This window comes from Streptomyces sp. NPDC050264 (assembly GCF_040655895.1).
Lineage (GTDB): Bacteria > Actinomycetota > Actinomycetes > Streptomycetales > Streptomycetaceae > Streptomyces.
On record NZ_JBFAKV010000015.1, the window covers coordinates 82091 to 106737 of the forward strand.

Sequence of the window (24647 nt, forward strand, 5' to 3'; positions counted from 1 at the left end):
ACGAGGGGAACGGCGACATGCGAAACCACCATCAGGGCCGCCATCAGGACGGACCGGCAGCGGCGAACGGCCGTGGCGAGGCGCTCCGTCTCGTCAAGGTCACCAAAACGTACGGCACGACGGAGGCGGAAGACGGCGCGGGAGCCGGCGGCACGCTGGTCAGGGCGCTCGACGACGTCACCCTCACCCTCCCCACCGGCAGCTTCACAGCCGTGATGGGCCCTTCCGGCTCAGGCAAGTCGACGCTGCTGCACTGCGCGGCCGGGCTCGACCGGCCCGACAGCGGCCTCGTCGTGGTCGACGGCGAGGAGATGTCCGGCGGCCCGGGGCCGGCCCGCGGCGAGGCCGCGCTGACCAGGTTCCGCCGCACCCGCGTCGGCTTCGTCTTCCAGCAGTACAACCTGCTGCCCACGCTCACCGTCGCGCAGAACACGGTCCTGCCGCTGCGGCTCGCGGGGCGGCGCGTGAACCGGGCGAAGGCCGAGCGGGTCCTCGCCGAGGTCGGCCTGGGCGACCGGCTCGGGCACACCCCCGACCAGCTCTCCGGCGGCCAGCGCCAGCGCGTCGCGATCGCCCGCGCCCTGGTCACCGAGCCCTCGGTGATCTTCGCGGACGAACCGACCGGCGCCCTCGACACCCGCAGCGCCCGCGACGTGCTGCGCCTCCTCCAGGAGGCGGTACGGCTGCACGGCAGGACCGTCGTGATGGTGACGCACGACCCGGTCGCGGCGTCGTACGCGGACACCGTGCAGTTCCTCGCCGACGGCCGCCTCGCCGGGCAGCTGACGGCCCCGGCGGCCGACCGGATCGCCGAGCGCCTCGCGCACCTCGGCGACGACACCCTCCTGGAGGCGTGAGCCATGTTCACGATGCTCGGACTCGCGGCACGCTCCGTACGGCAGCGCCCCGGCCGCTTCCTCGCCACCTTCCTGTCCGCGTTCTTCGGCGCGGCCGTCATCATGACGTTCAACTCGATGCACGACACGGCGGCCGCGAACGGCGTCGACAAGGTCAGCGCGGACACGCTCACCACCGCGGCGAGTGTCGTCGGCGGCTACGGAACCCTCCTGGTCTTCTTCGCGATCGCCTCGACACTCACGGTCAACGTGCGTCAACGTACGGACGAGATCAACTTGTTGCGCACCACAGGCGCCACACCCGCCCAGATCAAGCGCATGGTCGTCGGCGAAGCCGTGGCCGTCGCGCTCGTGGCCACGCTCCTCGCGATCGGCCCCGCCGTGCTCGGCGGGACCGTCCTGCTCGACGTGTTCAAGGACAGCGGCCAGGTCGCCGACTCCGTCGACCACTCCTTCGGCCCGATCGCCCTCACGTCCGGCATCGCCGTCACGCTCCTCGCGGCGGCCGGCGCCGCCTTCCTCGCCGTGCGCCGCGCGACGAAGGCGGCCGCGGGCGTCCACCAACGAAGCGGACGTGGCCGGAAGTTCGCGTCGTGGGCGGCTCTCGTGGCCGGCGCGCTCGCCGTGTCCAGCACCTTCGCCATGAACGCCACCGACGCGGCCCTGATGGCAGCCCCCGCCTACGGGGCGATCCTCCTGTCGGTCGGCTTCGCCCTCGTCTCGACCCGCCTGCTGCGCATCGTCCTGGGCCGCGCCGAACCCCTCGTCACCGCTCTCACCGGCGTGAGCGGCTACCTGACCGTGCGGAACATGCGCCGCCGCGCACCCGAACTCTCCGGCATCCTCATGCCGTTGATCCTCTTCACGGGCATGGCCACCGCGACGCTGTACATGCAGGCCGTCGAGAATGACGCGATCAAGGCGTCCGGGTTGACCAGGTCAATAGATGACAAGAACCTCGAGACGCTCAACTTCACCGTGGTCGGCATCATCGTCGTCTTCGCCTGCGTCATGCTGATCAACTCTCTGTACGCCGCCACGGCCTACCGCGTCCGTGAGTTCGGGCAGCAGCGGCTGGCCGGGGCCACCCCCGCCCAGGTGCTCGGAACCGTCGCGGTGGAAGGCGTCGTCCTCACCGTCACCGGCGTGTTCTTCGGCACACTCGCGGCGCTCGCGGGCATCCTCCCGTTCACCGCCGTACGCACCGACGGAGCGCTGCCCGAACGGGGCCTCGGCATCTGGATCACGGTGGTGGCCATAGCCGCCGCGGCCACCCTGGTCACCAGCGTGGCCACCGCGCGGCGCGGGGTCCGGGTGCCCGCGGTGGAGGCGGTCGACCTCGCCGCATGAGACTCCCGTCCGTGTCGGTGTTGGGCTGAACGGGTGACATGGCGTAAGAATTGATCGGTGCAGACAACAGTGCGAGCCCGGACGGGGTGGGAGCAGTGAACGGCCACGACGTCACCGACGAACAGTGGGAAGGGCTCGCCCAGGTAGTACCGCTGCGCAGCCGCAACGAATGGCCGTCGGCGGTCGGCCACCGTTCGATCCCCGAACCCGAGACCGAGCCGCGCCGCCGTTTCGTCGTCCTGCGCGTCAACGTCTTCGGTGACGCGCGTGACGTCGCCGAGACGGTCATGACCGGCATTCCGGTGCTGCTCGACCTGTCCGGCGCCGAGACCGAAGTGGCCAAGCGCGTCCTGGACTTCAGCAGCGGTGTCGTCATGGGCCTCGGCTGCGGCATGCACCGCGTCGACCGCAACGTCTTCCTCCTGGCCCCGCCCGGAACCGAGGTCCAGGGTCTGGTGGCGGGAGCCGGCGCCGTCTCCTGACCGGTGGCTCCGGTGGCAAGCCCGGAGGGCATAGTCCCTCGATCGTAGGAAGGTCGCGGGGATGAACGGTTCTGCCGACGACGGGCGGCCTACGTTCGCCGCATGACCGTGCTCCACCGGGGCGCGCCCCCGCTGCCCCCGGGCGTGTCCCCGGACCGACCGCGCGTGACCGAACTGCGGCTCTCGGCCTTCGGCCGCCACCGCGGCCTGACCTTCGCCCTCGGCCCGTTCACCGTGCTGACCGGGCCCAGCGGCAGCGGCAAGACCAGCGCGCTGCGGGCACTGGAGGCACTCGCCGGACTCGGCGGAGGGGCGCATCTGGCGGAGGTGTTCCCCGATCCGCCGCGGTACGTTCCCGAACGGGCCAGGCCGGATGCCCAGCACCGCCGCGGGTTCCGCATCGGCTGCACCGTCGAGGGACCGGCCGGACCCGTCCGGCTCGACCTCGCCGTCCAGGCCGAGCCCGAACTCCGCGTCGTGGGCGAGCGGCTGACCGGCCCCGGCGTCACCTACCTGGAGACCGCGCTGCGCGACCCCGGCCGCCGCCACGTCCAGGCCGCCTGGCACACCGCCGGATCGGTACCCGTGACGCGCGCCCCGCTCCCCGACGACCTGCTCGGCACGGCGCTGCTCCCGCTGCGCGTCGCCGGCCGGACGGAAGGGCAGCGCCGGGTCCTCGCCGCCGCCGAGCAGGTCGTGGTCGGACTGCGCTCGGTGTTCGCCTGCGACCCCGACCCGGCCCGTATGCGCGCCCCGGTGCGGGCGCACACCGACCGGCTGTTCACCGGCTGCGACAACCTCGCCACGGTGCTGCGCCGCACCCGCTCCGAATGCGGCACCCGGCACTCCCTCCTCGTCGCCGCGGCCCGGGCCGGGCTCGCGGGCCCGGTGGCGGACGTGCTCGCCGAGCAGACGCCGAACGGTGCGGTACGCGCCGTCATCGACCGCGGCGACGGGCCACGCAGCCCCGTCGAGCGGCTCGCGGACGGCGAGTTGAGGTACCTGGCCCTCGCCCTCGTCCTCCTCACCGGTCCCCGCGTCCTCGAGGTCGACACGGCGGCCGAAGTCCCGGAGGCGTACCAGAGCCTCACCGTCCTCGCGGACGGCCTCGACCGCGGCCTCGACCCGGCCCAGAGCGGCGAACTCATCGCGCTGGCCACCCGGATGTGCGCCCGCGGCCACATCCGGCTCGTCGCCACGGTGGGGGAGGGCGGGCCGGCGGACCGGGCGGCACGGGAGCACGGCGCGACGGTGGTAGACCTGAAGCCGTGACAGACGCAAACAGTGATGGGCTCCGCGTGAGTGGTGCGAGTGGTGCGAGTGGTGCGAGCGGCCGGGTCGGCGTGACCGGGTCGACCGGCCCGACCGATGTGACCGGCACGACCGGGTCGGCCGACACGACCGGGTCGGCCGACGCGACCGGCACGGCCGACCCGGCGAGCCGGGCTGAGGGGCAGGCGCTCCCTCTCGACGTGGCGGGTCTCCAGAATCGGCTCGCGCGTTTCGCGGAGGCCCGGGACTGGGGGCCCTTCCACACCCCGAAGAACCTGGCCGCGGCGCTCAGCGTCGAGGCGTCCGAACTGGTCGAGATCTTCCAGTGGTTGACCCCCGAGCAGTCGGCCCGCGTGATGGACGACGCGGAGTCGGCGCACCGGGTCGAGGACGAGGTCGCCGACGTCCTCGCCTACCTGCTGCAGCTGTGCGAGGTGCTCGGCATCGACGCGCTTGCCGCCCTCGCGGCCAAGATCGACCGGAATGAGAGCCGCTTCCCCGTGCCGGGCGCGTAGCCCCCGGACCATCAACACGCGTAGCCCCCTCGGACCATCGGCATCTCTCCGGCCGCGATCACCGACCGTCACTCTCCGGAGTCACGGAATTATCCACAGGAGACTTTGTGTCCACAGATTTCGGGCTTCCTCTGGCTTTTCGTCTCGCTGACCCTCACTCTGGGTAGTGAGCAAGGGAGTTCGAAGCAGGACGGACGGGGACGCGGATGGATGCGGTGCGGCTCATCGGGGTCGGCCGACGGGCCCTGGCACAGAGCCAGGACGCGCCGGACATCATGAGGGAGGCGTGGCAGGCACAGGCATTGGCCCAGGCGATCGGCGTACGGCTCGCGCTGCTGGGGCCACCGGAATTGCGGGGTGAGGCGCGCGGCCTGACCGAGGCGGGGGCACGCGGCAGTGGCGGCTCGGCGGTCCCGGTGGTGGGCGCGGGCGGGATACGGGCGGCGCGGCTGACCGAACTGGGCGATGTGCAGGAGGCGTTGCGGGGCCTCGGGGCACTGCTCGGCGATGTCGGCATCGCGCTCGTCGCCGTGGCGAGCGCGTCCTTCGAGGAGGGGGCCTACTGGCAGTGCATGGACGCGATCGACGCGGCGGACGAGTCCCGGGACCGCGTCCTGGAAATACTGCGGCGACTTCCGGAGTGGGACAGCCGACCGCGCAGACCGGAGGCGGAGCCCGACTCGGACTCGGCGGCCTGACCGGGAGCGAACCGCCACCGCGGCGCTCCCGGTACGGGGACAGGGGAGCGCGGCGGCTTCTTCAGGAGGGCGACAGCACCGTCAAGCGCCCGCGCGGCCCGGACGCCAAGCTTCGGGGTACTGCGGGAGGGAGGCGTCGGGGTACTGAGGGAGCGAGGCGTCGGGGGACTGCGGGAGAGGGGGCCCGGGGGGCTGCTGGAGATCGGCGTCGAGCTGCGACAGATCGGCGTTGAGCACCGCCATCAGCGCCTCCATCTGCTGCAGCAGACCCGCGGGCGCACCTTGCCGCTCCGGCACGGTCGTCTCCTGTGACGTCACCTCGTGCGACGTCACGTCGTGCACAGTCGTCTCGTGCGACGTCGTCCGGTGCACGGTCGTCTCGTGCGCGGCCTGTTCGGGTACGGCTTGTTCAAGTACGGCTTGTTCAGGCACGGCTTGTTCAGGCACGGCTTGTTCAGGCACGGCTTGTTCAGGCACGGCTTCCTGGGACATGACGGCCTCCTCGGCCTTCGACCCTCCCGCAGTGGGCGGGCTGTCGACGCAAATGACGCCCGGCAGCGACCGCCGGCGCGGGGGCCGGGCGGTCCGGCTCCGCCCCGGCCAACGATCACGCGAAGCGCCGGGTCACTGGGGGCGGCCCGCCGCCGCGTACCGGTTGACGTGTTTTCACCCGACCGTGGGAGGGAGGGACGTGCGGGGCCAGTGGGGTTGACGCACGCTCGGCGGTACGGGCGTGCAGGATGGGAGGCATGGATCTTCGAATTTTCACGGAGCCCCAGCAAGGGGCCACCTACGACACGCTTCTGACCGTGGCCAAGGCGACGGAGGACCTCGGTTTTGACGCCTTCTTCCGCTCGGACCACTACGTGCGGATGGGCTCGTCCGACGGGCTGCCCGGCCCGACGGACGCCTGGATCACGCTGGCGGGTCTCGCCCGGGAGACCCAGCGGATCCGGCTCGGCACGCTGATGACCGCCGGCACCTTCCGCCTGCCGGGCGTGCTCGCGATCCAGGTGGCGCAGGTCGACCAGATGTCGGGCGGCCGGGTCGAACTCGGGCTGGGCGCCGGCTGGTTCGAGGAGGAGCACAAGGCGTACGGAATCCCGTTCCCGAAGGAGAAGCTCGCCCGCCTGGAGGAGCAGCTGGCGATCGTCACCGGCCTGTGGTCCACCGAGATCGGCGCCACGTTCGACTACGACGGCACGTACTACCAGCTGACCGACTCCCCTGCGCTGCCCAAGCCGGCACAGGACAAGGTGCCGGTGCTGATCGGCGGGCACGGGGCGACGCGCACGCCGCGGCTGGCCGCGCGGTACGCGGACGAGTTCAACATCCCGTTCGCGTCGATCGAGGACAGCGAGCGGCAGTTCGGCCGGGTGCGGGCGGCGGCCGAGCAGGCCGGGCGGGCCGGCGACGACCTGGTGTACTCGAACGCGTTGGTGGTGTGTGTCGGCAAGGACGACGAGGAGGTGAAGCGCAGGGCGGAGAAGATCGGCCGGGACGCCGAGGAGCTGAAGGCCAACGGGCTCGCGGGTTCCCCGGCCGAGGTGGTCGACAAGCTCGGCCGGTATGCGGCGATCGGCTCCCAGCGCGTCTACCTCCAGATCCTCGACCTCGACGATCTCGACCACCTGGAGCTGATCTCCTCGCAGGTGCAGTCGCAGCTGTAGGGCGACGGGTCCCGCGTCCCCCGGGCCCCGGTCAGGGTGGTGAAATGCGCTGGCCAGGGGGCGTGCCGACGCGGGACACTCGGCCTTGTGTTCCTGACGATCAGCACCACCGGCACCCCGGAACGCCCCGCGACCGACCTCGGGTTCCTGCTGCACAAGCATCCCGAGAGCGCGCAGGCGTTCTCCACCTCCTACGGCACCGCGCACGTCCTCTACCCCGAGGTGAGCGTGGAGCGCTGCACGGCCGCGCTGCTCCTGGAGGTCGATCCGGTGGCGCTGGTCCGGCGTGGCAAGGGCAAGGGCCGCGGCGGTGCCCCCGACGCGGCGCTCGCGCAGTATGTGAACGACCGGCCGTACGCCGCGTCGTCGCTGCTTGCGGTGGCGCTGAGCAGCGTGTTCTCCAGCGCGCTGCGCGGGGTCTGCAAGGCGCGCCCCGAGCGCGCCGAGGAGGCCCTGCCGCTGCGGATCCAGGTGCCCGCGGTGCCCGCGCGGGGCGGGCCCGACCTCGTACGGAAGCTGTTCGCGCCGCTCGGCTGGGCGGTCGAGGCCGAGTCGGTGCCGCTGGACGAGAAGTTCCCCGAGTGGGGGGCGTCGCGGTACGTACGGCTCGTGCTGGAGGGCGAGTTGCGGCTCGCGGAGGCGCTGCGGCACCTGTATGTCCTGCTGCCTGTTCTCGACGACGCCAAGCACTACTGGGTGTCGGCCGACGAGGTCGACAAGCTGCTGCGCGCGGGCGATGGCTGGCTGGCCGAGCACCCTGAGCAGAAGCTGATCACCAGCCGGTACCTCTCGCGTCGCTGGTCGCTGACCCGGCAGGCGACCGAGCGGCTCGAACTGGTGCGGCTCGCGGACACCGACGACATGCAGGTCGAGAACCTCGACAACGCCGTCGATCCAGTCGATGAGCAGACCGAGACCGAGACCGAGACCGAGACCACCGAGACCGAGGAACGGCCGGCGCCGCTCGCCGGGCAGCGGCGTGAGGCGATTCTCGCCGCGCTGCACGCGTCCGGCGCGGCGCGGGTGCTCGATCTCGGGTGCGGGCAGGGGCAGTTGGTGCAGGCGCTGCTCAAGGACGTGCGGTTCAGCGAGATCGTGGGCGTCGACGTGTCCGTGCGGGCGCTCACCATCGCCGCCCGCCGCCTCAAGCTGGACCGGATGGGGGAGCGGCAGGCCGCGCGCGTGCAGCTGTTCCAGGGCTCGCTCGCGTACACCGACAAGCGGCTCAAGGGGTATGACGCGGCGGTGCTGAGCGAGGTCGTCGAGCACCTCGATCCGCCGCGGCTGCCCGCTCTCGAATACGCGGTGTTCGGTTCGGCGCGGCCCCGCACCGTCCTGGTGACCACGCCCAACGTCGAGTACAACGTGCGCTGGGAGACGCTGCCCGCCGGACATTCCCGGCACAGCGACCACCGGTTCGAGTGGACTCGCTCGGAGTTCCGCGACTGGGCGGAGCGCGTCGCCGGGCGGCACGGCTACCAGGTGCGGTACGTGCCGGTCGGGCCCGACGACCCGGAGGTGGGGCCGCCCACGCAGATGGCCGTGTTCACCCTGTCCGAGCCGCACACCACGACAGGCAAGCCGCACACCACGACAGACAAGCCCCACACCGCGACAGGCAAGCCCCACGCCACAACAGAGAAGCCGACCACCACATCGGAGAAGGAGGGGAAGGTCGCATGAGTACTGTCACCGAGGCCACCGAGAAGAGCGGCGCGCGCACCTTGCCTGTCACCGACCTCTCCCTCGTCGTGCTGATCGGCGCGTCGGGCTCCGGCAAGTCCACGTTCGCGCGCGCCCACTTCGGGCCCACCGAGACCATCTCCAGCGACTTCTGCCGCGGGCTGGTCGCAGACGACGAGAACGACCAGAGCGCCAGCCGTGACGCGTTCGACGTGCTGCACTACATCGCGGGCAAGCGGCTCGCCGCCGGCCGCCTCACCGTCGTGGACGCGACCAACGTCCAGCCGGAGGGGCGTCGGCAACTGGTCGAGCTGGCACGGGAGTACGACGTGCTGCCGATCGCCATCGTCCTCGACGTACCGGAGGACGTGTGTGCCGCGCGGAACGCGGCACGCACCGACCGCGCCGACATGCCGCGCCGCGTCATCACCCGGCACACCCGTGAACTGCGGCGCTCCCTGCGGCACTTGGAGCGCGAGGGCTTCCGCAAGGTGCACGTGCTGCGCGGCGTCGCGGAGGTCGAGGGCGCGAGCGTCGTGCGCGAGAAGCGGTTCAACGACCTCACGCACCTCACCGGGCCGTTCGACATCATCGGCGACATCCACGGCTGCGCGAACGAACTGGAGTCGCTGCTCAGGAAGTTGGGATACCAGGACGGCACGCACCCCGAGGGGCGCTCCGCCGTCTTCGTCGGCGACCTCGTCGACCGCGGACCCGACACCCCGGGCGTGCTGCGCCGCGTCATGGGAATGGTGAAGGCCGGCACCGCGCTGTGCGTGCCCGGCAACCACGAGAACAAGCTGGAGCGCTGGCTCAAGGGCCGCAACGTGCAGCACACGCACGGACTCGCCGAGACCGTCGCGCAGTTGGGGGACGAGAGCGAGGAGTTCCGCGAAGAGGTGCGCGCGTTCGTCCGCGGCCTGGTCAGCCACTACGTCCTCGACGGGGGCGACCTCGTCGTGTGCCACGCCGGGCTGCCCGAGAAGTACCACGGGCGGACCTCGGGACGGGTGCGTTCGCACGCGCTGTACGGGGACACGACCGGCGAGACCGACGCGTTCGGCCTGCCCGTGCGCTACCCGTGGGCCGAGGACTACCGGGGCAGGGCGGCCGTGGTCTACGGCCACACCCCGGTGCCCACGGCGACGTGGCTCAACAACACCATCTGCCTCGACACCGGCGCCGTGTTCGGCGGCAAGCTGACCGCGCTGCGCTGGCCGGAGCGCGAACTCGTCGACGTACCGGCCGAGCAGGTCTGGTACGAGCCGGTGCGGCCGCTCGCGTCCGAGGCGCCCGGCGGGCACGAGGGCCGGCCGCTCGACCTGGCCGACGTGCACGGACGCCGGATCGTGGAGACCCGGTACACCGGCCGGGTCACCGTACGCGAGGAGAACGCGGCGGCCGCGCTCGAAGTGATGAGCCGGTTCGCGGTCGACCCGCGCCTGGTGCCGTACCTGCCGCCGACGATGGCGCCCACCGCCACGTCGTCGCAGGACGGCTACCTGGAGCACCCGGCGGAGGCGTTCGCGCAGTACGCCGCCGACGGCGTGGCCCGCGTCGTGTGCGAGGAGAAGCACATGGGGTCCCGGGCCGTGGCGCTCGTCTGCAAGGACGCGGACACGGCGCGCGAACGGTTCGGCGTCGAGGACGGCTCGGTGACGGGTTCCCTCTACACCCGCACCGGGCGCCCGTTCTTCGACAGCCGGGAAACGACCGAGGAGGTGCTCGGCCGGGTCCGGGACGCGGCGACCGAGGCCGGGCTGTGGGACGAGCTCGACACCGACTGGCTGCTGCTCGACGCCGAGTTGATGCCGTGGTCGCTCAAGGCGTCGGGGCTGCTGCGCTCGCAGTACGCCGCGGTCGGCGCCGCCTCCGGGGCCGTGTTCCCCGGGGCCCTCGGCGCGCTGGAGGCGGCGGCCGCGCGCGGGGTCGACGTGGCCGGCCTGCTGGAGCGCCAGCGCGGGCGGGCCGCGGACGCCGTCGCGTTCACGGACGCGTACCGGCGCTACTGCTGGAGCACGGACGGGCTCGACGGGGTACGGCTCGCGCCGTTCCAGATACTCGCCGCGCGGGGCCGTACCCTCGCCGCGCTGCCGCACGACGAGCAGCTCGCGCTGATCGACCGGATGGTCGAGCACGACGGGAGCGGGCTGCTGCAGACGACGCGGCGGCTGTACGTCGACACCGGGGACCCGGAGTCGGTGCGGGCCGGCGTGGACTGGTGGCTGGAGATGACCGGGCGCGGCGGCGAGGGCATGGTCGTCAAGCCCGTCGGCGCCCTGGTCCGGGACGAGAAGGGGCGGCTCGTGCAGCCCGGCGTCAAATGCCGGGGGCGTGAGTACCTGCGGATCATCTACGGGCCGGAGTACACGCGCCCGGAGAATCTGGAGAAGCTGCGGCAGCGGTTCCTCGGTCACAAGCGGTCGCTGGCCATCCGCGAGTACGGCCTGGGGCTCGAGGCGCTGGAGCGGCTGGGGGGCGGGGAGCCGTTGTGGCGGGTGCACGAGGCGGTGTTCGCCGTGCTGGCGCTGGAGTCGGAGCCGGTCGACCCTCGGCTGTGACATCCGGGCTCGGCCCTGTTCCGGCCGCCCGTGCGCCGTCGCCGGTCGAGGACGGCGCGCGGGTGCATCGAGCCGCATATCGGCACAGCCCCGTGCTCCTGAGGGGCGCTCACCCGCCCCGCGCATAGGTGGGATCGCCGGGGAAGGATGGAGCCATGGGATTTCACGTCGACTCCGAGACCGGGCGGCTGCGCCGCGTCATTCTGCACCGGCCCGATCTGGAGCTGAAGCGGCTCACGCCCAGCAACAAGGACCAGCTCCTCTTCGATGACGTGCTGTGGGTGCGGCGCGCCCGGCAGGAGCACGACGGGTTCGCCGACGTGCTGCGCGATCGGGGCGTCACCGTGCACCTCTTCGGCGATCTGCTCACCGAGACGCTGGAGGACGACGCGGCCCGCTCCCTCGTCCTGGACCGCGTCTTCGACGAGAAGGAGTACGGCCCGCTGGCCACCGGACCGCTGCGATCCGTCTTCGAGACGCTGCCGGCGCCGGAGCTGGCCGAGGCGCTGATCGGCGGGATGACCAAGCGCGAGTTCCTCGACCGGCACGCCGAGCCGACGTCCGTCCGTTTCCATGTGATGGAGCTCGACGACTTCCTGCTCGGGCCGCTGCCCAATCACCTGTTCACGCGCGACACCTCGGCCTGGATCTACGACGGCGTCTCCATCAACGCCATGCGGTGGCCGGCCCGGCAGCGCGAGACCGTGCACTTCGAGGCGATCTACCGGCACCACCCCCTCTTCCGCGACACGGGCTTCCACGAGTGGTCCGAGGGGCAGGCCGACTACCCGTCCACCATCGAGGGCGGGGACGTGCTCGTCATCGGACAGGGCGCCGTGCTGATCGGGATGAGCGAACGCACCACACCGCAGGCCGTGGAGATGCTCGCCCACAAGCTGTTCGCGGCGGGTTCGGCGCGGACCATCGTCGCGCTCGACATGCCGAAGCGGCGGGCCTTCATGCATTTGGACACCGTGATGACGATGGTCGACGGCGACACGTTCACGCAGTACGCGGGGCTCGGCATGCTGCGCTCGTACACCATCGAACCGGGCGGCTCCGCAACGGAGTTGAAGGTCACCGACCATCCGCCGGAGCACATGCACCGGGCCATCGCCGCGGCTCTGGGGCTGAGCGGGATCCGGGTCCTGACCACCACCCAGGACGTGCACGCCGCCGAGCGCGAGCAGTGGGACGACGGCTGCAACGTCCTGGCCGTGGAGCCCGGCGTCGTGGTCGCGTACGAACGGAACGCGACCACGAACACGTATCTGCGCAAGCAGGGCATCGAAGTGATCGAGATCCCCGGCAGCGAGCTGGGCCGGGGACGAGGCGGCCCGCGGTGCATGAGCTGCCCGGTCGAACGGGACCCGGTGGCGTCCCGCGGGTGACCTCCTGTGACAGCCGGCGCCGAACGGGACGGCCCCCCACCGAACGTGACCGCCCCGCCGAATCGTGACCGCCCGCGTCGGACGTGACCGTATAGAAATGTGAAGGGTCGTATATACTTCCACCATTCCCTTGTTCCGCCCCGTCGTATCCCAGGAGCGCCCCATGGCGACTGATCAGCGTCCCGACCTCACCGGCCGCCACTTCCTCAAGGAGGTGGACTTCACCGCCGAGGAGTTCCGCGCCCTGGTCGACCTGGCCGCGGAGCTGAAGGCGGCCAAGAAGGCGGGCACCGAGACGCAGCGGCTGCGCGGGAAGAACGTCGCCCTGATATTCGAGAAGTCCTCGACCCGCACCCGCTGCTCCTTCGAGGTGGCCGCCGCGGACCAGGGCGCCGCCACGACGTACATCGACCCGGCAGGCTCGCACATAGGCAAGAAGGAGTCGAGCAAGGACACCGCCCGGGTGCTCGGCCGGATGTTCGACGCCATCGAGTTCCGGGGTGACGCGCAGGGCACCGTCGAGACGCTCGCCGCGTACGCGGGTGTCCCCGTCTACAACGGGCTGACCGACGACTGGCACCCCACTCAGATGCTCGCCGACGTGCTCACGATGACCGAGCACAGTGACAAGCCGCTGACCGAGATGGCTTTCGCGTACCTCGGCGACGCCCGGTTCAACATGGGCAACTCCTACCTCGTCACCGGCGCCCTGCTGGGCATGGACGTCCGGATCGTCGCGCCGAAGTCCTACTGGCCCGCGGACTCGGTCGTCGCCAAGGCGCGCGAGCTCGCCGCCGGGAGCGGGGCCCGCATCACGCTCACCGAGTCGGTCGAGGACGGCGTCGTGGGCGCCGACTTCGTCGTCACCGACGTCTGGGTCTCCATGGGGGAGCCCGAGGAGGTGTGGGACGAGCGCATCAAGTCGCTCACGCCGTACGCGGTGACGATGGACGTGCTGCGCGCCACGGGGAACGCGGACGTGAAGTTCCTGCACTGCCTGCCCGCCTTCCACGACCTGGGCACCAAGGTCGGCCGCGAGATCCACGCGAAGTACGGCCTGGACTCGCTGGAGGTCACCGACGAGGTCTTCGAGTCGGCGCACTCCGTCGTCTTCGACGAGGCCGAGAACCGGATGCACACCATCAAGGCCGTCATGGTCGCCACGCTCGGCCAGAAGTAACAAACCGCCTGAAGCGCTGATACCCGTACAAACTGGTGGGACCGGAACACCTTCCCGGCCCCACCGGCCCGCGGCACACCCCCGCCGCACCGCACGCACCACAAGAAAAGAGCACCACCCCCCATGCCGCCGTCGCCGTCGCCGACCCCCACCGGCCTGCGCATCAAATCCCCCGAGTCCCTCCTCGCCGAATCCGGCGCCGACCTGGAGGGGCACGGCCTCAAGCGCACGATGGGGCTCTTCCAGCTCGTGTGCTTCGGGGTCGGCGCGATCGTCGGCACCGGCATCTTCGTCGGCCTGTCCGACACGGTCGCCGAGGCCGGCCCCGCCGTCATCATCTCGTTCGTGCTCGCCGCGATCACCTGCGTCTTCACGGCGTTCTCGTTCGCCGAGCTGGGCGGCGCGATCCCGGTCTCCGGGTCCTCGTACTCGTTCGCCTACGCGACCCTCGGTGAGCGCGTCGCGTTCCTCGTCGGCTGGTGTCTGCTCCTGGAGTACGGCGTCTCGGTCTCGGCGGTCGCCGTCGGCTGGAGCCAGTACCTGAACGAGCTGCTCGACAGCCTCTTCGGCCTGCAACTGCCCGAGGTCCTGTCCGCCGGACCCGGCGACGGCGGAATCGTGAACCTGCCCGCCGTGATCGTGATCCTGATGGCCGCCACGCTCCTGGTGCGCGGCATCCGCGAGAGCGCGGGCGCCACCGCGGCCATGGCGATCCTCAAGATCGGCATCCTGATCGCGTTCTGCGCGATCGGCTTCAGCGCCTTCGAGGCGGGCCATCTGACGCCGTTCATGACCGCGGGCATCGGCGGCATCACCTCGGGCGCCTCCCTCGCCTTCTTCTCGTACATCGGCTTCGACGCGATCACCACGGCCGGCGAGGAGGTCAAGAACCCGCGGCGGAACATCCCCGTAGCGATCCTGATCTGCATCGGCATCGTCACGCTGCTGTACTGCGCCGTCGCCGTCGCGGCCATCGGCGCGCTCGGCGCGGACGCCGTCGGCGACAAGCCCGCCGCGCTCTCGCTCGTCGTCAACCAGGTCACGGACTCCGCCGTCGGCGGCGGCATCATCGCGTTCGGCGCGGTCGTCGCCATCGCGTCCGTCGTACTCGCCGTGATGTACGGGCAGACGCGCATCCTGATGTCGATGTCCCGGGACGGACTGATCCCGCGGGTCTTCGAGCGGATCTCCCCGAGGACGGCGACGCCCGTCGCCAACACCTGGATCGTCGCGCTCGTCTTCGCGATCCCGGCGGCCTTCTCGTCACTCGACGCCGTGGTCAACCTGACCACCATCGGCACGCTCGCCATCATGGCCGTCGTCAACGTCGCCGTCGTCGCCCTGCGCCGCTCGCACCCCGGGCTCACGCGCTCCTTCCGGGTGCCGCTGTACCCGCTCAGCCCGGTGCTCGGCGTGGCGATGTGCCTCTATCTGATCTGGGGGACGGGCTGGACGACCTGGGTCCAGTTCGTCGCGTTCCTCGTCGTGGGAGCGCTGGTCTACGCGCTCTACGGCCGCCGGCACTCACGCTTGGGCGCGGCTACGGCTCCGACGCCGGACGCTGGCGCGGCACCGCGGGAAGGGTGAACCAGACCGCCTTGCCGGACTCGGTGGGGCGGTGCCCGCACGACGAACTCAGCATGCGGATGAGCAGCAGGCCGCGGCCGTGCTCCTGCCAGGGGTCGGGCATCTCGGCGTCGTCCGGATTGGTGAGATCCGCGGGCGGCGCCGGATCCGGGTCGTGCACCTCGACCTGGCAGCCGGTCTCCAGAAGCTCCACCACCAGCTCGATCGGGGTCTCGCCCGTCGTGTGCTCCACCGCGTTCGCCACCAGCTCCGCCGTGAGCAGCTCGGCGGTGTCCGTGTCGGTCGCCGGCGACTCGAGCTCGGCCAGCGCGGTGCGGACGAGGGCGCGCGCGACCGGCACGGCGGCGGCCGTGTGCGGCAGCGCCAGGCGCCACGAGGTGGGAGTGGGGGGACCGGAAGGAGGGGGCAAGGCGAGTCCTGAGTGGGGTGGCTCGGGAGCGGGCTGAAGGTCGACAGGTCCCAGGCCCTCTCTCGACCTGATGACTGCCGTCCTGCTTTCAACCTTATGAATGGTACGGCGTGCGCCGATAGAGGCTCCCGGTGGTCTTCCTCGGGACATTGGTCCCTATGGGCGGACGCGAGGCTTATGCCGGACCGGAATTCCCGGTTATCGCGCGATGCTGACGGCAGTCACGAACCGGTGATAACTTCGAAAGGTAGCCGCCGCGCACGCCCGCCCGTAGGAGGCAGCACGCGTATGAGTCCCTTCACCGGCTCCACTCCGCGCACCGAGACCTGGCGCCATCTGTCCTACGCCGTGGACGCGGGCGGGGTCGCGACCGTCACGCTCGCCCGGCCCGAGAAACTCAACGCCCTCACCTTCGGCGCCTACGCCGACCTGCGTGACCTGCTCGCCGAGCTGTCCCGCGAGAAGACGGTGCGCGCCCTCGTCCTCACGGGGCGGGGGCGCGGCTTCTGCTCCGGCGGCGACGTCGACGACATCATCGGCGCCACCCTCGCCATGGACACCGCCCAGCTCCTCGACTTCAACCGGATGACGGGCCAGGTGGTGCGGGCGGTCCGGGAAGCGCCGTTCCCCGTGATCGCGGCCCTGCACGGGGTCGCCGCGGGCGCGGGCGCCGTGCTCGCCCTGGCCGCCGACTTCCGGGTCGCGGACCCGAGCGCCCGCTTCGCGTTCCTCTTCACCAAGGTCGGCCTCTCCGGCGGCGACATGGGCGCCGCCTATCTGCTGCCGCGCACGGTCGGCCTCGGCCATGCCACCCGGCTGCTGATGCTCGGCGAACCCGTCCGCGCCCCCGAGGCCGAACGCATCGGGCTGATCAGCGAGTTGACCGAGGAGGGCCGGGCCGACGAGGCGGCGCTCGCCCTCGCGCGGCGCCTCGCCGAGGGGCCCGCCCTCGCGTACGCGCAGACCAAGGCGCTGCTCACCGCGGAACTCGACATGCCCCTCGCCGCAGCCGTCGAGATGGACGCCGCGACGCAGGCGCTGCTCATGAACGGCGAGGACTACGCCGAGTTCCACGCGGCCTTCACCGAGAAGCGGGCGCCCAAGTGGCAGGGGAGGTGAGGCCACGGTGAGTACGCGGGCGAGCACGCGCGCGCAGCGCATCGCCGTCATCGGCGGCGGTCCGGGCGGCCTGTACGCGGCCGCGCTCCTCAAGCGTCTCGCCCCGGACCGCGAGATCACGGTCTGGGAGCGCAACGCCCCGCACGACACGTTCGGCTTCGGCGTCGTCCTGTCCGACGAGACCCTCGGCGGCATCGAGCACGCCGACCCCGTCGTGTACGCGGCGCTGCGGGACGAGTTCGTGCGCTGGGACGACATCGACGTGGTGCACCGGGGCGTGCGCCACACCTCGGGCGGCCACGGTTTCGCGGCACTCGGCCGCCGCCGGCTCCTGGAGATACTGCAGGGCCGCTGCCGACAGCTCGGCGTCGACCTGCGCTTCCGCACCGAGGCCCCACCGGTCGCCGAACTCCGCGCCGCGTACGACCTCGTCATCGCCGCCGACGGCGTGCACAGCCGGACCCGCGAGACGTACGCCGACGCGTTCCGACCGCACATCGAGGAACACCGCAACCGGTACATCTGGCTCGCCGCCGACTTCGCCTTCGACGCGTTCCGCTTCGAGATCGCGGACACCGGGCACGGCGTGATGCAGTTGCACGGCTACCCGTACAGCGACCACGAGTCCACGGTCATCGTCGAGATGCGGGAGGAGGTGTGGCGGGCGGCCGGCTTCGCGGATCCGGACGTCCACGAGACGATCGAGCGCGCGGCCAAGATTTTCACGGACGCCCTCGGCGGCCGAGCCCTGAACTCCAACAACTCGTCCTGGCTCACCTTCCGCACCGTCGTCAACGACCGCTGGTCGCACGGTAATTGCGTACTCATCGGAGACGCCGCGCACACCGCTCACTTCTCCATCGGCTCCGGCACCAAGCTCGCCGTCGAGGACGCGCTCGCGCTCGCCGCGTGTCTGCACGAACACCCCACCATCGGTGCGGCGTTGCGGGCGTACGAGGCCGAGCGCCGGCCCGTCGTCGCCTCCACGCAGCGCGCCGCGCGGGCCAGCCTGGAGTGGTTCGAGGACCTGTCGCGCCATCTCGGCCAGCCCCCGCGGCAGTTCGCCTTCAACCTGCTCACGCGCAGCCGCCGGGTCACCCACGACAACCTGCGGTTGCGCGATGCCCGCTTCACCGCGGCGGTGGAGGAGGAGTTCGGCTGCCCGGCGGACACACCCCCGATGTTCACGCCGTTCGCGCTACGGGGCCTGCGCCTGCGCAACCGGGTCGTCGTCTCCCCGATGGACATGTACTCGGCCGCGGACGGCGTCCCCGGGGACTTCCACCTCGTCCACCTCGGGGCGCGGGCGCTCGGTGGGGCGGCCCTGGTCATGACGGAGATGGTGTGCGTCAGCGCCGAGGGTCGCATCACCCCGGGCTGCGCCGGCCTCTACACGCCCGAACAGGCCGACGCCTGGCGGCGGATCACCGAGTTCGTGCACACCCGGGCGCCCGGCACGGCGATCGGTGTCCAGCTCGGCCACGCGGGCCGCAAGGGTTCCACCCGGCTCATGTGGGAGGGCATGGACGAACCACTGTCCGCTCCCGAGGCCAACTGGCCGTTGGTGGCGGCGTCCCCGATCCCGTACAAGCCGGGAAGTCAGACGCCGCACGAACTGACGCCCCGTGAGCTGGCCTTCCTGCGCGAGGAGTTCACGTCGGCGGCGTGGCGCGCGGCCCGGTCCGGATTCGACCTGCTGGAACTGCACTGCGCGCACGGCTACTTGCTGTCCGGGTTCCTGTCACCGCTGACGAACCGGCGTACGGACGCGTACGGCGGCTCCTTGGAAGGGCGGCTGAAGTTCCCCCTGGAGGTGTTCGACGCGGTGCGCGGCGTGTGGCCCGACGACCGCCCCATGACCGTGCGGATCTCCGCGACGGACTGGGCCGAGGGCGGCACGAGCGCCGAGGACGCGGTGGCGATGGCGCGGGCGTTCGCCGCGCACGGGGCCGACGCGATCGATGTGTCGACCGGGCAGGTCGTGGCCGGGGAACGGCCCGCGTACGGGCGCTCCTACCAGGTGCCGTACGCCGACCGGATCCGGGGCGAGGCGGGGATCCCGGTGATCTCGGTGGGCGCGATCTCGTCCTGGGACGACGTCAACTCCCTGATCCTGGCGGGCCGCACGGACCTCTGCGCACTGGCCCGCCCGCACCTGTACGACCCGAACTGGACGCTGCACGCTGCGGCGGAGCAGGGGTACTCGGGGCCGGGGGCGGTGTGGCCCGAGCAGTACCGGGCGGGGAGCCGGCGGCCCCGGACGGGGCGTTCGGACGCGCCCAGGCCACGCCTGACCCTGCCGGGGTGAGCGGGGACCGCGTCTTCGTGTGCCGGGTGCGCTTTCGTCGGCGGGTGCGGGTCGTGCGTGGCTGGTCGCGCAGTTCCCGCGCCCCTGGAGCATGCGGGTTCGCCGCAGCCCCATAAGGGGCGCGACCAGCCGCGACCAGCCGCGACGAGGGCGTCGGCGGGCCGGCCGGCCTCAGACGGGCAGCTCCGCCATCCCGGCCGTGAGCGTCGTCCCGTCCGACGGGTCGATCAGCAAGAACGCCCCGGTCCACCGGATTTCCGCGTAATCGTCGACGACAACCGGCTCGGCCGTGCGCAGCACCACTCGGCCCAGGTCGTTCGCCGTCAACTGGGCCGCACCGCCGAGGGACTTGACGATGGCCTGCACCGTACGGGTGGTGTGCCGCAGCAGGACCCGCCGGCCGACCCGCAACGGCTCGTCCGCCAGATGACAGACCGCGCCGCTCACGTCCCGCGTGACCGAGGGCGCCGACCGTCCGGACGGGGCGATCAAGTCGCCGCGCGCCACGTCCAGTTCGTCCGCCAGCCGCACCGTCAGGGATGCCCCGGCGTGGGCCGCGTCGACGGCCGTGCCGAGGACGTCGAGGGACGCGATCGTCGACGTGCGACCCGAAGGATGGACCGTGACCTCCTCGCCCACGCGCAGCGTCCCGGAGACCAACTGGCCCGCGTAGTAACGCGATTCACCGTGGCGGATGACGTACTGGACCGGGAAGCGGGCCGGGGCGTCGGTGGCGGCGGTCGCGACCGGCACCGTCTCGAGGTGTTCGAGGACGGTCGGACCGGCGTACCAGTCCATGTGTGCGGACGGGTCGACGACGTTGTCGCCGGCGAGCGCGGAGATCGGGATCGCGGTGACGCGGGGCACGCCCAGTTCGTTCGCGTACGCCGTGAACTCCTCGGCGATGGCGGCGAAGACGGGCTCCGCGTAGCCGACGAGGTCCATCTTGTTGACGGCGAGGACGACGTGCGGGACGCGCAGCAGCGCGGCGATCGCGGCGTGCCGGCGGGTCTGCTCGACGACGCCGTTGCGGGCGTCGACGAGGATGATCGTCAGCTCGGCGGTGGAGGCGCCGGTGACCATGTTCCGGGTGTACTGCACATGGCCCGGGGTGTCCGCGAGGATGAAACGGCGCCGGGGCGTGGCGAAGTAGCGGTAGGCCACGTCGATGGTGATGCCCTGTTCACGCTCGGCGCGCAGGCCGTCGGTGAGGAGGGCGAGGTCCGGGGTGCCGGTGCGGGAGATCGACTCCAGCTGGTCGGCGAGGACCGACTTGGAGTCGTGCAGCAGGCGGCCCACGAGCGTGGACTTGCCGTCGTCGACCGAACCGGCCGTGGCGAGGCGCAGCGTGCCCACCTCGGTCGGCGTGGCGGTCTCGGTCATCTCGGAAACGGACATGGCTAGAAGTACCCTTCGCGCTTGCGGTCTTCCATCGCGGCCTCGGACATCTTGTCGTCGGCGCGGGTGGCACCCCGCTCGGTGAGCCGGGAGGCGGCGATCTCGGCGATGACCTGATCCAGCGTCTCGGCGTCGGAGTCGACGGCGCCGGTGCAGGACATGTCGCCGACGGTGCGGTAGCGGACCTGGCGCTTCTCGGGCGTCTCGCCGTCCTTGGGGCCTCCCCAGTCGCCGGCCGTCAGCCACATGCCGTGCCGGCCGAACACCTCGCGCCGGTGGGCGAAGTAGATCGACGGCAGCTCGATGCGCTCGCGGGCGATGTACTGCCACACGTCCAGCTCGGTCCAGTTGGACAGGGGGAAGACGCGGACGTGCTCGCCGGGCGCGTGGCGGCCGTTGTAGAGGGACCACAGTTCGGGTCGCTGACGGCGCGGGTCCCACTGCGAGAACTCGTCGCGCAGGGAGAACACCCGCTCCTTGGCCCGCGCCTTCTCCTCGTCACGGCGGCCGCCGCCGAAGACCGCGTCGAAGCGTTCGTGCTGGATCTTCTCGGTCAGCGGGACGGTCTGGAGGGGATTGCGGGTTCCGTCCGGACGTTCCTTCAGCACACCCCGGTCGATGTAGTCCTGCACGGAGGCCACATGGAGGCGCAACCCATGTGCGGCCACCACGCGATCCCGGTATTCGATCACCTCCGGGAAGTTGTGCCCGGTGTCGACGTGCAGCAGCGGGAACGGCACGGGCGCCGGCGCGAACGCCTTCAGCGCCAGGTGCAGCATGACGATCGAGTCCTTGCCGCCGGAGAAGAGGATCACCGGCCGCTCGAACTCGCCCGCCACCTCACGGAAGATGTGCACCGCCTCGGACTCCAGCACGTCCAGGTGGCTGAGCGCGTACAAGGGCGCGGCGGAGGGTGAGTCGCTCATACCAGGCCCCTCGCCGCGAGCACCGCGTGCACCGAACCGGCCGACTCCTGCGGCGACTGGTCCTGCGTCTCCAGGAACAGATCGGGTGAGACCGGTGCCTCGTACGGGTCGTCCACGCCGGTCAGCCCCTTCAGCGCGCCCGCCGCCTGACGGGCGTACAGGCCCTTCACGTCGCGTGCGCTGCACACCTCCAGCGGAGTGGCGACGTGGATCTCGAAGTACGGGGTGTCGCTGGAGGCGTGGCGTTTGCGCACCGCCTCGCGGCTGTCGGCGTACGGGGCGATGACGGGTACGACGGCGAACACGCCGTTGCGGGCGAGGACTTCGGCCACCAGGCCGATGCGCTGCACGTTCGTGTTGCGGTCCTCGCGGCTGAAGCCGAGGCCCGCCGACAGGAAGCGGCGGATCTCGTCGCCGTCGAGCACCTCGACGCGGTGACCCTCCGTGCGCAGCCGCCCGGCGAGGGCGCGCGCCACGGTCGTCTTGCCCGAACTGGGCAGCCCCGTCAGCCAGATCGTGGCTCCCTGGGCGCGGCCTCGTGGGGTCCGGGCCGTCGTGGCCGTTGTCATACGTGCTGTCCTTCCGCGGCGCCGGACGCGGGCCGCTTGCCATCGGGGGTGGTCAGTTCGGTGAAGAGGGCCTCCCAGCGCGGGTGCACCGCGTCGGGGCCGTAGGCCGCGGCCGTCAGGAGCGCCGCCGTGCCCATCTCGGCCCGCAGGTCGCGGTCGCCCATCAGGCGGCCGAGCGCGTCGGCGAGGGCGTCGGGGTCCTGCTCCGGGACGAGCAGCCCGTCCACGCCGTGCGTCAGCACGTCCGAGGGGCCCGTCGGACAGTCGAAGGAGACCACCGGGAGTGCGTGGCTCATGGCCTCGATCATCACCATCGGCAGGCCCTCGAAGCGCGAACTCAGCACGTACAGAGAGGACTTGGCGAGTTCGTCGTCGAGCCGGTCGGTGTGGCCCATCAGAAGGACGTGGTTGTAGAGGTGGTGCTCCTCGATGAGGGCCCGCAGCTGTGCCTTCTTCTCGCCGCTGCCGTAGATCCGCAGCTGCCAGTCGGGATACGTCTCGACGAGTTTGGCCCACGCGGGGATCAGCAGGTCGAAGCCCTTCTGCGGGAAGAGCCGGCCGGCCGCGACAGCGATCTTGGAGCTGTGATCGGCGAATGTCTGGTCGAGCGAGTGCACGGCGTTGGGGATGCGGACGACGCGGGTACCGGGCAGCAGCCGGGCGTACTCGCCGCGGTCCCGCTCCGTGAGCACCGCGACCGCGGCGAACCGCTCGTACGTCTCGACGATGCGTTTCTGCACGTCGGGCCGGTGGGTGCCGTGGTTCATGTGCTCCTGGGCCACCCGCACCACGCCGTTCGTGGCGTGTGCGGCGGACAGGAAGTTCAGGGCGGGGCGGGTCGTGACGAGCACCCCGTCGGTGAGCGAGCGCAGATAGGCGCCGAGGGCCAGCTCCAGCCGCCGGTCGAAGTACCGGTAGCCGAACTCGCCGCTGGGGATCTCCCGCGCGGGCCGGTCGGTCTGCTTGTCGCGCCTGCGCGCCCGCCACCAGCCGGCGAGTCCGCGCTCCTCGGTCCGGGACGGCGCTTCGCGCAGGTCGACGATGGTCGTCACCGGTACGCGCTCGTCCAGCGGGAACTGCGGGGCGTCGCGCCGCCGCACCGCGCTGACGATCTCCACGTCCCAGCCCGCCGCCACCAGGGAGTTGGCCTGGTTGAAGACCGTGCGGATGGTGCCGCCGCGGCCGTAGGCGTGCAGCAGCAGATAGCGAATTCTCGGAGACTTCATGAGCGGCTCTCCAGGGAGGCGCGGCACTCCAGCGACAGGTTGTCCTCGACCGTGAAGTACGGACGTACGCCGAAGCCCGCGCCCGGCACCGACTGCTGCGGATAGACCAGGACGGCCTTCTTGCCGCGGATGTCGTCGAGCTTGCGGCCGACGCGCAGCTTCAGGCCGCCGTCCGTGAGATGCAGGTCCCACTGGTCGGTACCGGTGAAGCCGTCGTACGCGGCCAGGTCGGACACGTCCCACTCGCACGCGTAGCGGTCGCCGTCCAGCTCGGCGCCGTAGCGCAGCACGTGGTCGGTGCGCGAGCGGCGGGTCAGCAGCAGCCGCCAGCCGTCGCCCGCGGAGGCGTCCGCACCGTACAGGCCGTACAGGCGGCCGACGACCCTGATCCGTCCGTCCCGCGGCCACACCTGCTCGACCTCGGCCTGTGGCTTCACTTGAGGTACCCCCAGGCCTTGCACATGGGCCGCAGCAGCTCGGGGATCTCGTCGTCCGTGGGCAGTGCCCGGCCCTGCTGCACGCTGCCGGTGCGGATCTTGTCGCGCCAGTCGCCGAGCCCCTTCTGGATCTGCGTCTCGTCGCGCTTGCCGTACTCCAGCATCGACGGCTCGAACTCCACGCCGAGGAAGTCGCACAGTCCGCGCAGCTTCTGCTCGGGGTCCTCGGTGAGCTCCTCGTAGCGCACGGTGTGCCCGCCGGTGAGGCCCTTGCGCGCGTGGTCGACGGCCTTCATGTAGCGCAGCGCGTCGGCGCACGCCTCCTCGTACGTCCGCTTCTCCGGGTCGCCCTCGTGCCAGGACCGGGCGATGGAGACCGGGTGGCGGAGCAGGAAGATGTACCGCGCGTCCGGCCAGCAGTCCCGGATCCGCTGGTAGACGAAGGCGTTGCTGGGGGTCTTCTCGACGATGAAGTCCGCTCCGGACCTGGTGAGTTCGCGGTGCAGGACGCGGTCCCACAGCAGGTGCTCCAGGTCGCCGCGGCTCAGGTCCAGGGCGTCCATGGCCCGCTCGGACAGCTTGCTGCCGTAGCCGACTTCCAGGCGGCGGATGTGCAGTTCGTGCGGGGCGTGCAGGCGCGGGTGCGCGTCGAGCAGCATCCGCAGCAGGGTCGAGCCCGAACGCACCGGCGACATGATGAAGACCGGTCGCCGCAGCAGCCGGTCGGTCGCGAGGTCGTCGGTACATCGGTATCCGGGAGCGGGCCGCTTCGCGGGTTTCGGGGCCGTGGCCGGCGGGGGCGTCGCATGCGGTGCGCTCCCTGCCCGGCGGACCTCGAGTCCCGTGGCCGCGGACAGGGCCCGGTTCAGATTGCGCTTCAGGCTCATGCGTCCCGACGCTAAAGGCGCATTCTGAGAAGAGGGATGGAGAAACCTGAGGGTTCCCTTAGCACTCTTTCATGTGTCAGGGATCACTCCGGCCGAATTGTTCATGCAGCGTTCACGATGCG

General features: G+C 71.4%; 22 protein-coding genes. 14 read left to right on the top strand and 8 right to left on the bottom strand.

All coding sequences use genetic code 11. The features are described 5' to 3' along the window. Nucleotides 1–17: 17 nt before the first annotated feature. The 6 genes from AB0J02_RS25830 to AB0J02_RS25855 all read left to right on the top strand — a co-directional run bounded on the left by AB0J02_RS25830 (nucleotide 18) and on the right by AB0J02_RS25855 (nucleotide 5174). Nucleotides 18–857, top strand: coding sequence for an ABC transporter ATP-binding protein (locus tag AB0J02_RS25830; RefSeq protein WP_363196138.1), 840 nt, complete (start codon nucleotides 18–20; stop codon nucleotides 855–857). A gap of 12 nt (nucleotides 858–869) precedes the next feature. Next, the gene (locus AB0J02_RS25835; protein ID WP_363196232.1) at nucleotides 870–2207 is read left to right on the top strand and encodes an FtsX-like permease family protein; all 1338 of its coding nucleotides are present in this window, start codon (nucleotides 870–872) and stop codon (nucleotides 2205–2207) included. Nucleotides 2208–2302: 95 nt separating this feature from the next. Then, nucleotides 2303–2689 (top strand): cell division protein SepF, encoded by a 387-nt coding sequence (locus tag AB0J02_RS25840; RefSeq protein WP_363196139.1) that lies wholly within the window; start codon nucleotides 2303–2305, stop codon nucleotides 2687–2689. Nucleotides 2690–2791: 102 nt separating this feature from the next. Then, complete coding sequence (locus tag AB0J02_RS25845) at nucleotides 2792–3961, top strand: ATP-binding protein (protein ID WP_363196140.1); 1170 nt, start codon at nucleotides 2792–2794, stop codon at nucleotides 3959–3961. 200 nt (nucleotides 3962–4161) lie between these two features. Beyond that, nucleotides 4162–4476 carry a nucleotide pyrophosphohydrolase gene (locus tag AB0J02_RS25850; RefSeq protein WP_363196233.1) on the top strand — a complete coding sequence of 105 codons (315 nt, stop codon included), beginning with the start codon at nucleotides 4162–4164 and terminating at the stop codon, nucleotides 4474–4476. Nucleotides 4477–4682: 206 nt separating this feature from the next. Next, on the top strand, nucleotides 4683–5174 hold the full coding sequence (locus tag AB0J02_RS25855; RefSeq protein ID WP_363196141.1) for a DUF6099 family protein: 492 nt from the start codon (nucleotides 4683–4685) through the stop codon (nucleotides 5172–5174). 81 nt (nucleotides 5175–5255) lie between these two features. Here the strand turns inward: AB0J02_RS25855 and AB0J02_RS25860 are convergent, their stop codons facing one another. Continuing rightward, nucleotides 5256–5492, bottom strand: coding sequence for a hypothetical protein (locus tag AB0J02_RS25860; RefSeq protein WP_363196234.1), 237 nt, complete (start codon nucleotides 5490–5492; stop codon nucleotides 5256–5258). 431 nt (nucleotides 5493–5923) lie between these two features. Between AB0J02_RS25860 and AB0J02_RS25865 the strand changes: the two genes are divergently transcribed. From AB0J02_RS25865 to AB0J02_RS25890, 6 genes are all read left to right on the top strand, one after another. Beyond that, nucleotides 5924–6844 carry an LLM class F420-dependent oxidoreductase gene (locus AB0J02_RS25865; RefSeq protein ID WP_363196142.1) on the top strand — a complete coding sequence of 307 codons (921 nt, stop codon included), beginning with the start codon at nucleotides 5924–5926 and terminating at the stop codon, nucleotides 6842–6844. Nucleotides 6845–6931: 87 nt separating this feature from the next. Then, on the top strand, nucleotides 6932–8527 hold the full coding sequence (locus AB0J02_RS25870) for a 3' terminal RNA ribose 2'-O-methyltransferase Hen1 (protein WP_363196143.1): 1596 nt from the start codon (nucleotides 6932–6934) through the stop codon (nucleotides 8525–8527). Next, complete coding sequence (locus AB0J02_RS25875; protein ID WP_363196144.1) at nucleotides 8524–11088, top strand: polynucleotide kinase-phosphatase; 2565 nt, start codon at nucleotides 8524–8526, stop codon at nucleotides 11086–11088. Before AB0J02_RS25870 ends, AB0J02_RS25875 begins: the two co-directional genes overlap by 4 nt. A gap of 155 nt (nucleotides 11089–11243) precedes the next feature. Next, a complete protein-coding gene (locus AB0J02_RS25880; RefSeq protein ID WP_363196145.1) occupies nucleotides 11244–12479 on the top strand; it encodes an arginine deiminase in 1236 nt (411 codons plus the stop codon). Between the two features lie 163 nt (nucleotides 12480–12642). Beyond that, entirely contained in the window at nucleotides 12643–13659 is a 1017-nt protein-coding gene (gene argF, locus AB0J02_RS25885) for an ornithine carbamoyltransferase (protein ID WP_363196146.1), read from the top strand. Between the two features lie 123 nt (nucleotides 13660–13782). Beyond that, the gene (locus AB0J02_RS25890; protein WP_363196147.1) at nucleotides 13783–15246 is read left to right on the top strand and encodes an amino acid permease; all 1464 of its coding nucleotides are present in this window, start codon (nucleotides 13783–13785) and stop codon (nucleotides 15244–15246) included. Here the strand turns inward: AB0J02_RS25890 and AB0J02_RS25895 are convergent. Beyond that, complete coding sequence (locus AB0J02_RS25895) at nucleotides 15200–15655, bottom strand: ATP-binding protein (protein ID WP_363196148.1); 456 nt, start codon at nucleotides 15653–15655, stop codon at nucleotides 15200–15202. The two genes, AB0J02_RS25890 and AB0J02_RS25895, sit on opposite strands and share 47 nt — an antisense overlap. Before the next feature lie 288 nt (nucleotides 15656–15943). On the opposite strand from AB0J02_RS25895, the gene AB0J02_RS25900 reads away from it, so the two are divergent. Together AB0J02_RS25900 and AB0J02_RS25905 are read left to right on the top strand one after the other, a co-directional pair. Beyond that, nucleotides 15944–16774, top strand: coding sequence for an enoyl-CoA hydratase family protein (locus AB0J02_RS25900; protein ID WP_363196149.1), 831 nt, complete (start codon nucleotides 15944–15946; stop codon nucleotides 16772–16774). 7 nt (nucleotides 16775–16781) lie between these two features. Next, the gene (locus AB0J02_RS25905; RefSeq protein WP_363196150.1) at nucleotides 16782–19082 is read left to right on the top strand and encodes a bifunctional salicylyl-CoA 5-hydroxylase/oxidoreductase; all 2301 of its coding nucleotides are present in this window, start codon (nucleotides 16782–16784) and stop codon (nucleotides 19080–19082) included. A gap of 171 nt (nucleotides 19083–19253) precedes the next feature. On the opposite strand, the gene AB0J02_RS25910 is transcribed toward AB0J02_RS25905, so the two are convergent. Genes AB0J02_RS25910 through AB0J02_RS25935 form a run of 6 tightly spaced genes read right to left on the bottom strand, consistent with a single transcriptional unit; the run spans nucleotide 19254 to nucleotide 24525 of the window. Then, a complete protein-coding gene (locus AB0J02_RS25910; protein WP_363196151.1) occupies nucleotides 19254–20480 on the bottom strand; it encodes a GTP-binding protein in 1227 nt (408 codons plus the stop codon). 2 nt (nucleotides 20481–20482) lie between these two features. Beyond that, nucleotides 20483–21406 (bottom strand): sulfate adenylyltransferase subunit CysD, encoded by a 924-nt coding sequence (gene cysD / locus AB0J02_RS25915; RefSeq protein WP_363196152.1) that lies wholly within the window; start codon nucleotides 21404–21406, stop codon nucleotides 20483–20485. Further along, nucleotides 21403–21975, bottom strand: a complete 573-nt coding sequence (gene cysC / locus AB0J02_RS25920) for an adenylyl-sulfate kinase (RefSeq protein ID WP_363196153.1) — start codon at nucleotides 21973–21975, stop codon at nucleotides 21403–21405. Before cysC ends, cysD begins: the two co-directional genes overlap by 4 nt. Beyond that, nucleotides 21972–23201, bottom strand: coding sequence for a glycosyltransferase family 4 protein (locus AB0J02_RS25925; RefSeq protein WP_363196154.1), 1230 nt, complete (start codon nucleotides 23199–23201; stop codon nucleotides 21972–21974). The genes cysC and AB0J02_RS25925 overlap by 4 nt, the downstream gene beginning before the upstream one ends. Then, entirely contained in the window at nucleotides 23198–23638 is a 441-nt protein-coding gene (locus AB0J02_RS25930) for a hypothetical protein (protein WP_363196155.1), read from the bottom strand. Before AB0J02_RS25930 ends, AB0J02_RS25925 begins: the two co-directional genes overlap by 4 nt. Further along, complete coding sequence (locus tag AB0J02_RS25935) at nucleotides 23635–24525, bottom strand: sulfotransferase (RefSeq protein ID WP_363196156.1); 891 nt, start codon at nucleotides 24523–24525, stop codon at nucleotides 23635–23637. Before AB0J02_RS25935 ends, AB0J02_RS25930 begins: the two co-directional genes overlap by 4 nt. Between the last annotated feature and the right edge of the window lie 122 nt (nucleotides 24526–24647).

Coding starts and splice junctions, on each gene's coding strand:
- AB0J02_RS25855 (WP_363196141.1), top strand. CDS start 4,683: ATGGATGCGGTGCGGCTCATCGGGGTCGGCCGACGGGCCCTGGCACAG.
- AB0J02_RS25880 (WP_363196145.1), top strand. CDS start 11,244: ATGGGATTTCACGTCGACTCCGAGACCGGGCGGCTGCGCCGCGTCATT.
- AB0J02_RS25925 (WP_363196154.1), bottom strand. CDS start 23,201: ATGAAGTCTCCGAGAATTCGCTATCTGCTGCTGCACGCCTACGGCCGC.
- argF (WP_363196146.1), top strand. CDS start 12,643: ATGGCGACTGATCAGCGTCCCGACCTCACCGGCCGCCACTTCCTCAAG.
- AB0J02_RS25865 (WP_363196142.1), top strand. CDS start 5,924: ATGGATCTTCGAATTTTCACGGAGCCCCAGCAAGGGGCCACCTACGAC.
- AB0J02_RS25845 (WP_363196140.1), top strand. CDS start 2,792: ATGACCGTGCTCCACCGGGGCGCGCCCCCGCTGCCCCCGGGCGTGTCC.
- AB0J02_RS25830 (WP_363196138.1), top strand. CDS start 18: ATGCGAAACCACCATCAGGGCCGCCATCAGGACGGACCGGCAGCGGCG.
- AB0J02_RS25910 (WP_363196151.1), bottom strand. CDS start 20,480: ATGTCCGTTTCCGAGATGACCGAGACCGCCACGCCGACCGAGGTGGGC.
- cysC (WP_363196153.1), bottom strand. CDS start 21,975: ATGACAACGGCCACGACGGCCCGGACCCCACGAGGCCGCGCCCAGGGA.
- cysD (WP_363196152.1), bottom strand. CDS start 21,406: ATGAGCGACTCACCCTCCGCCGCGCCCTTGTACGCGCTCAGCCACCTG.
- AB0J02_RS25835 (WP_363196232.1), top strand. CDS start 870: ATGCTCGGACTCGCGGCACGCTCCGTACGGCAGCGCCCCGGCCGCTTC.
- AB0J02_RS25890 (WP_363196147.1), top strand. CDS start 13,783: ATGCCGCCGTCGCCGTCGCCGACCCCCACCGGCCTGCGCATCAAATCC.
- AB0J02_RS25900 (WP_363196149.1), top strand. CDS start 15,944: ATGAGTCCCTTCACCGGCTCCACTCCGCGCACCGAGACCTGGCGCCAT.
- AB0J02_RS25875 (WP_363196144.1), top strand. CDS start 8,524: ATGAGTACTGTCACCGAGGCCACCGAGAAGAGCGGCGCGCGCACCTTG.
- AB0J02_RS25935 (WP_363196156.1), bottom strand. CDS start 24,525: ATGAGCCTGAAGCGCAATCTGAACCGGGCCCTGTCCGCGGCCACGGGA.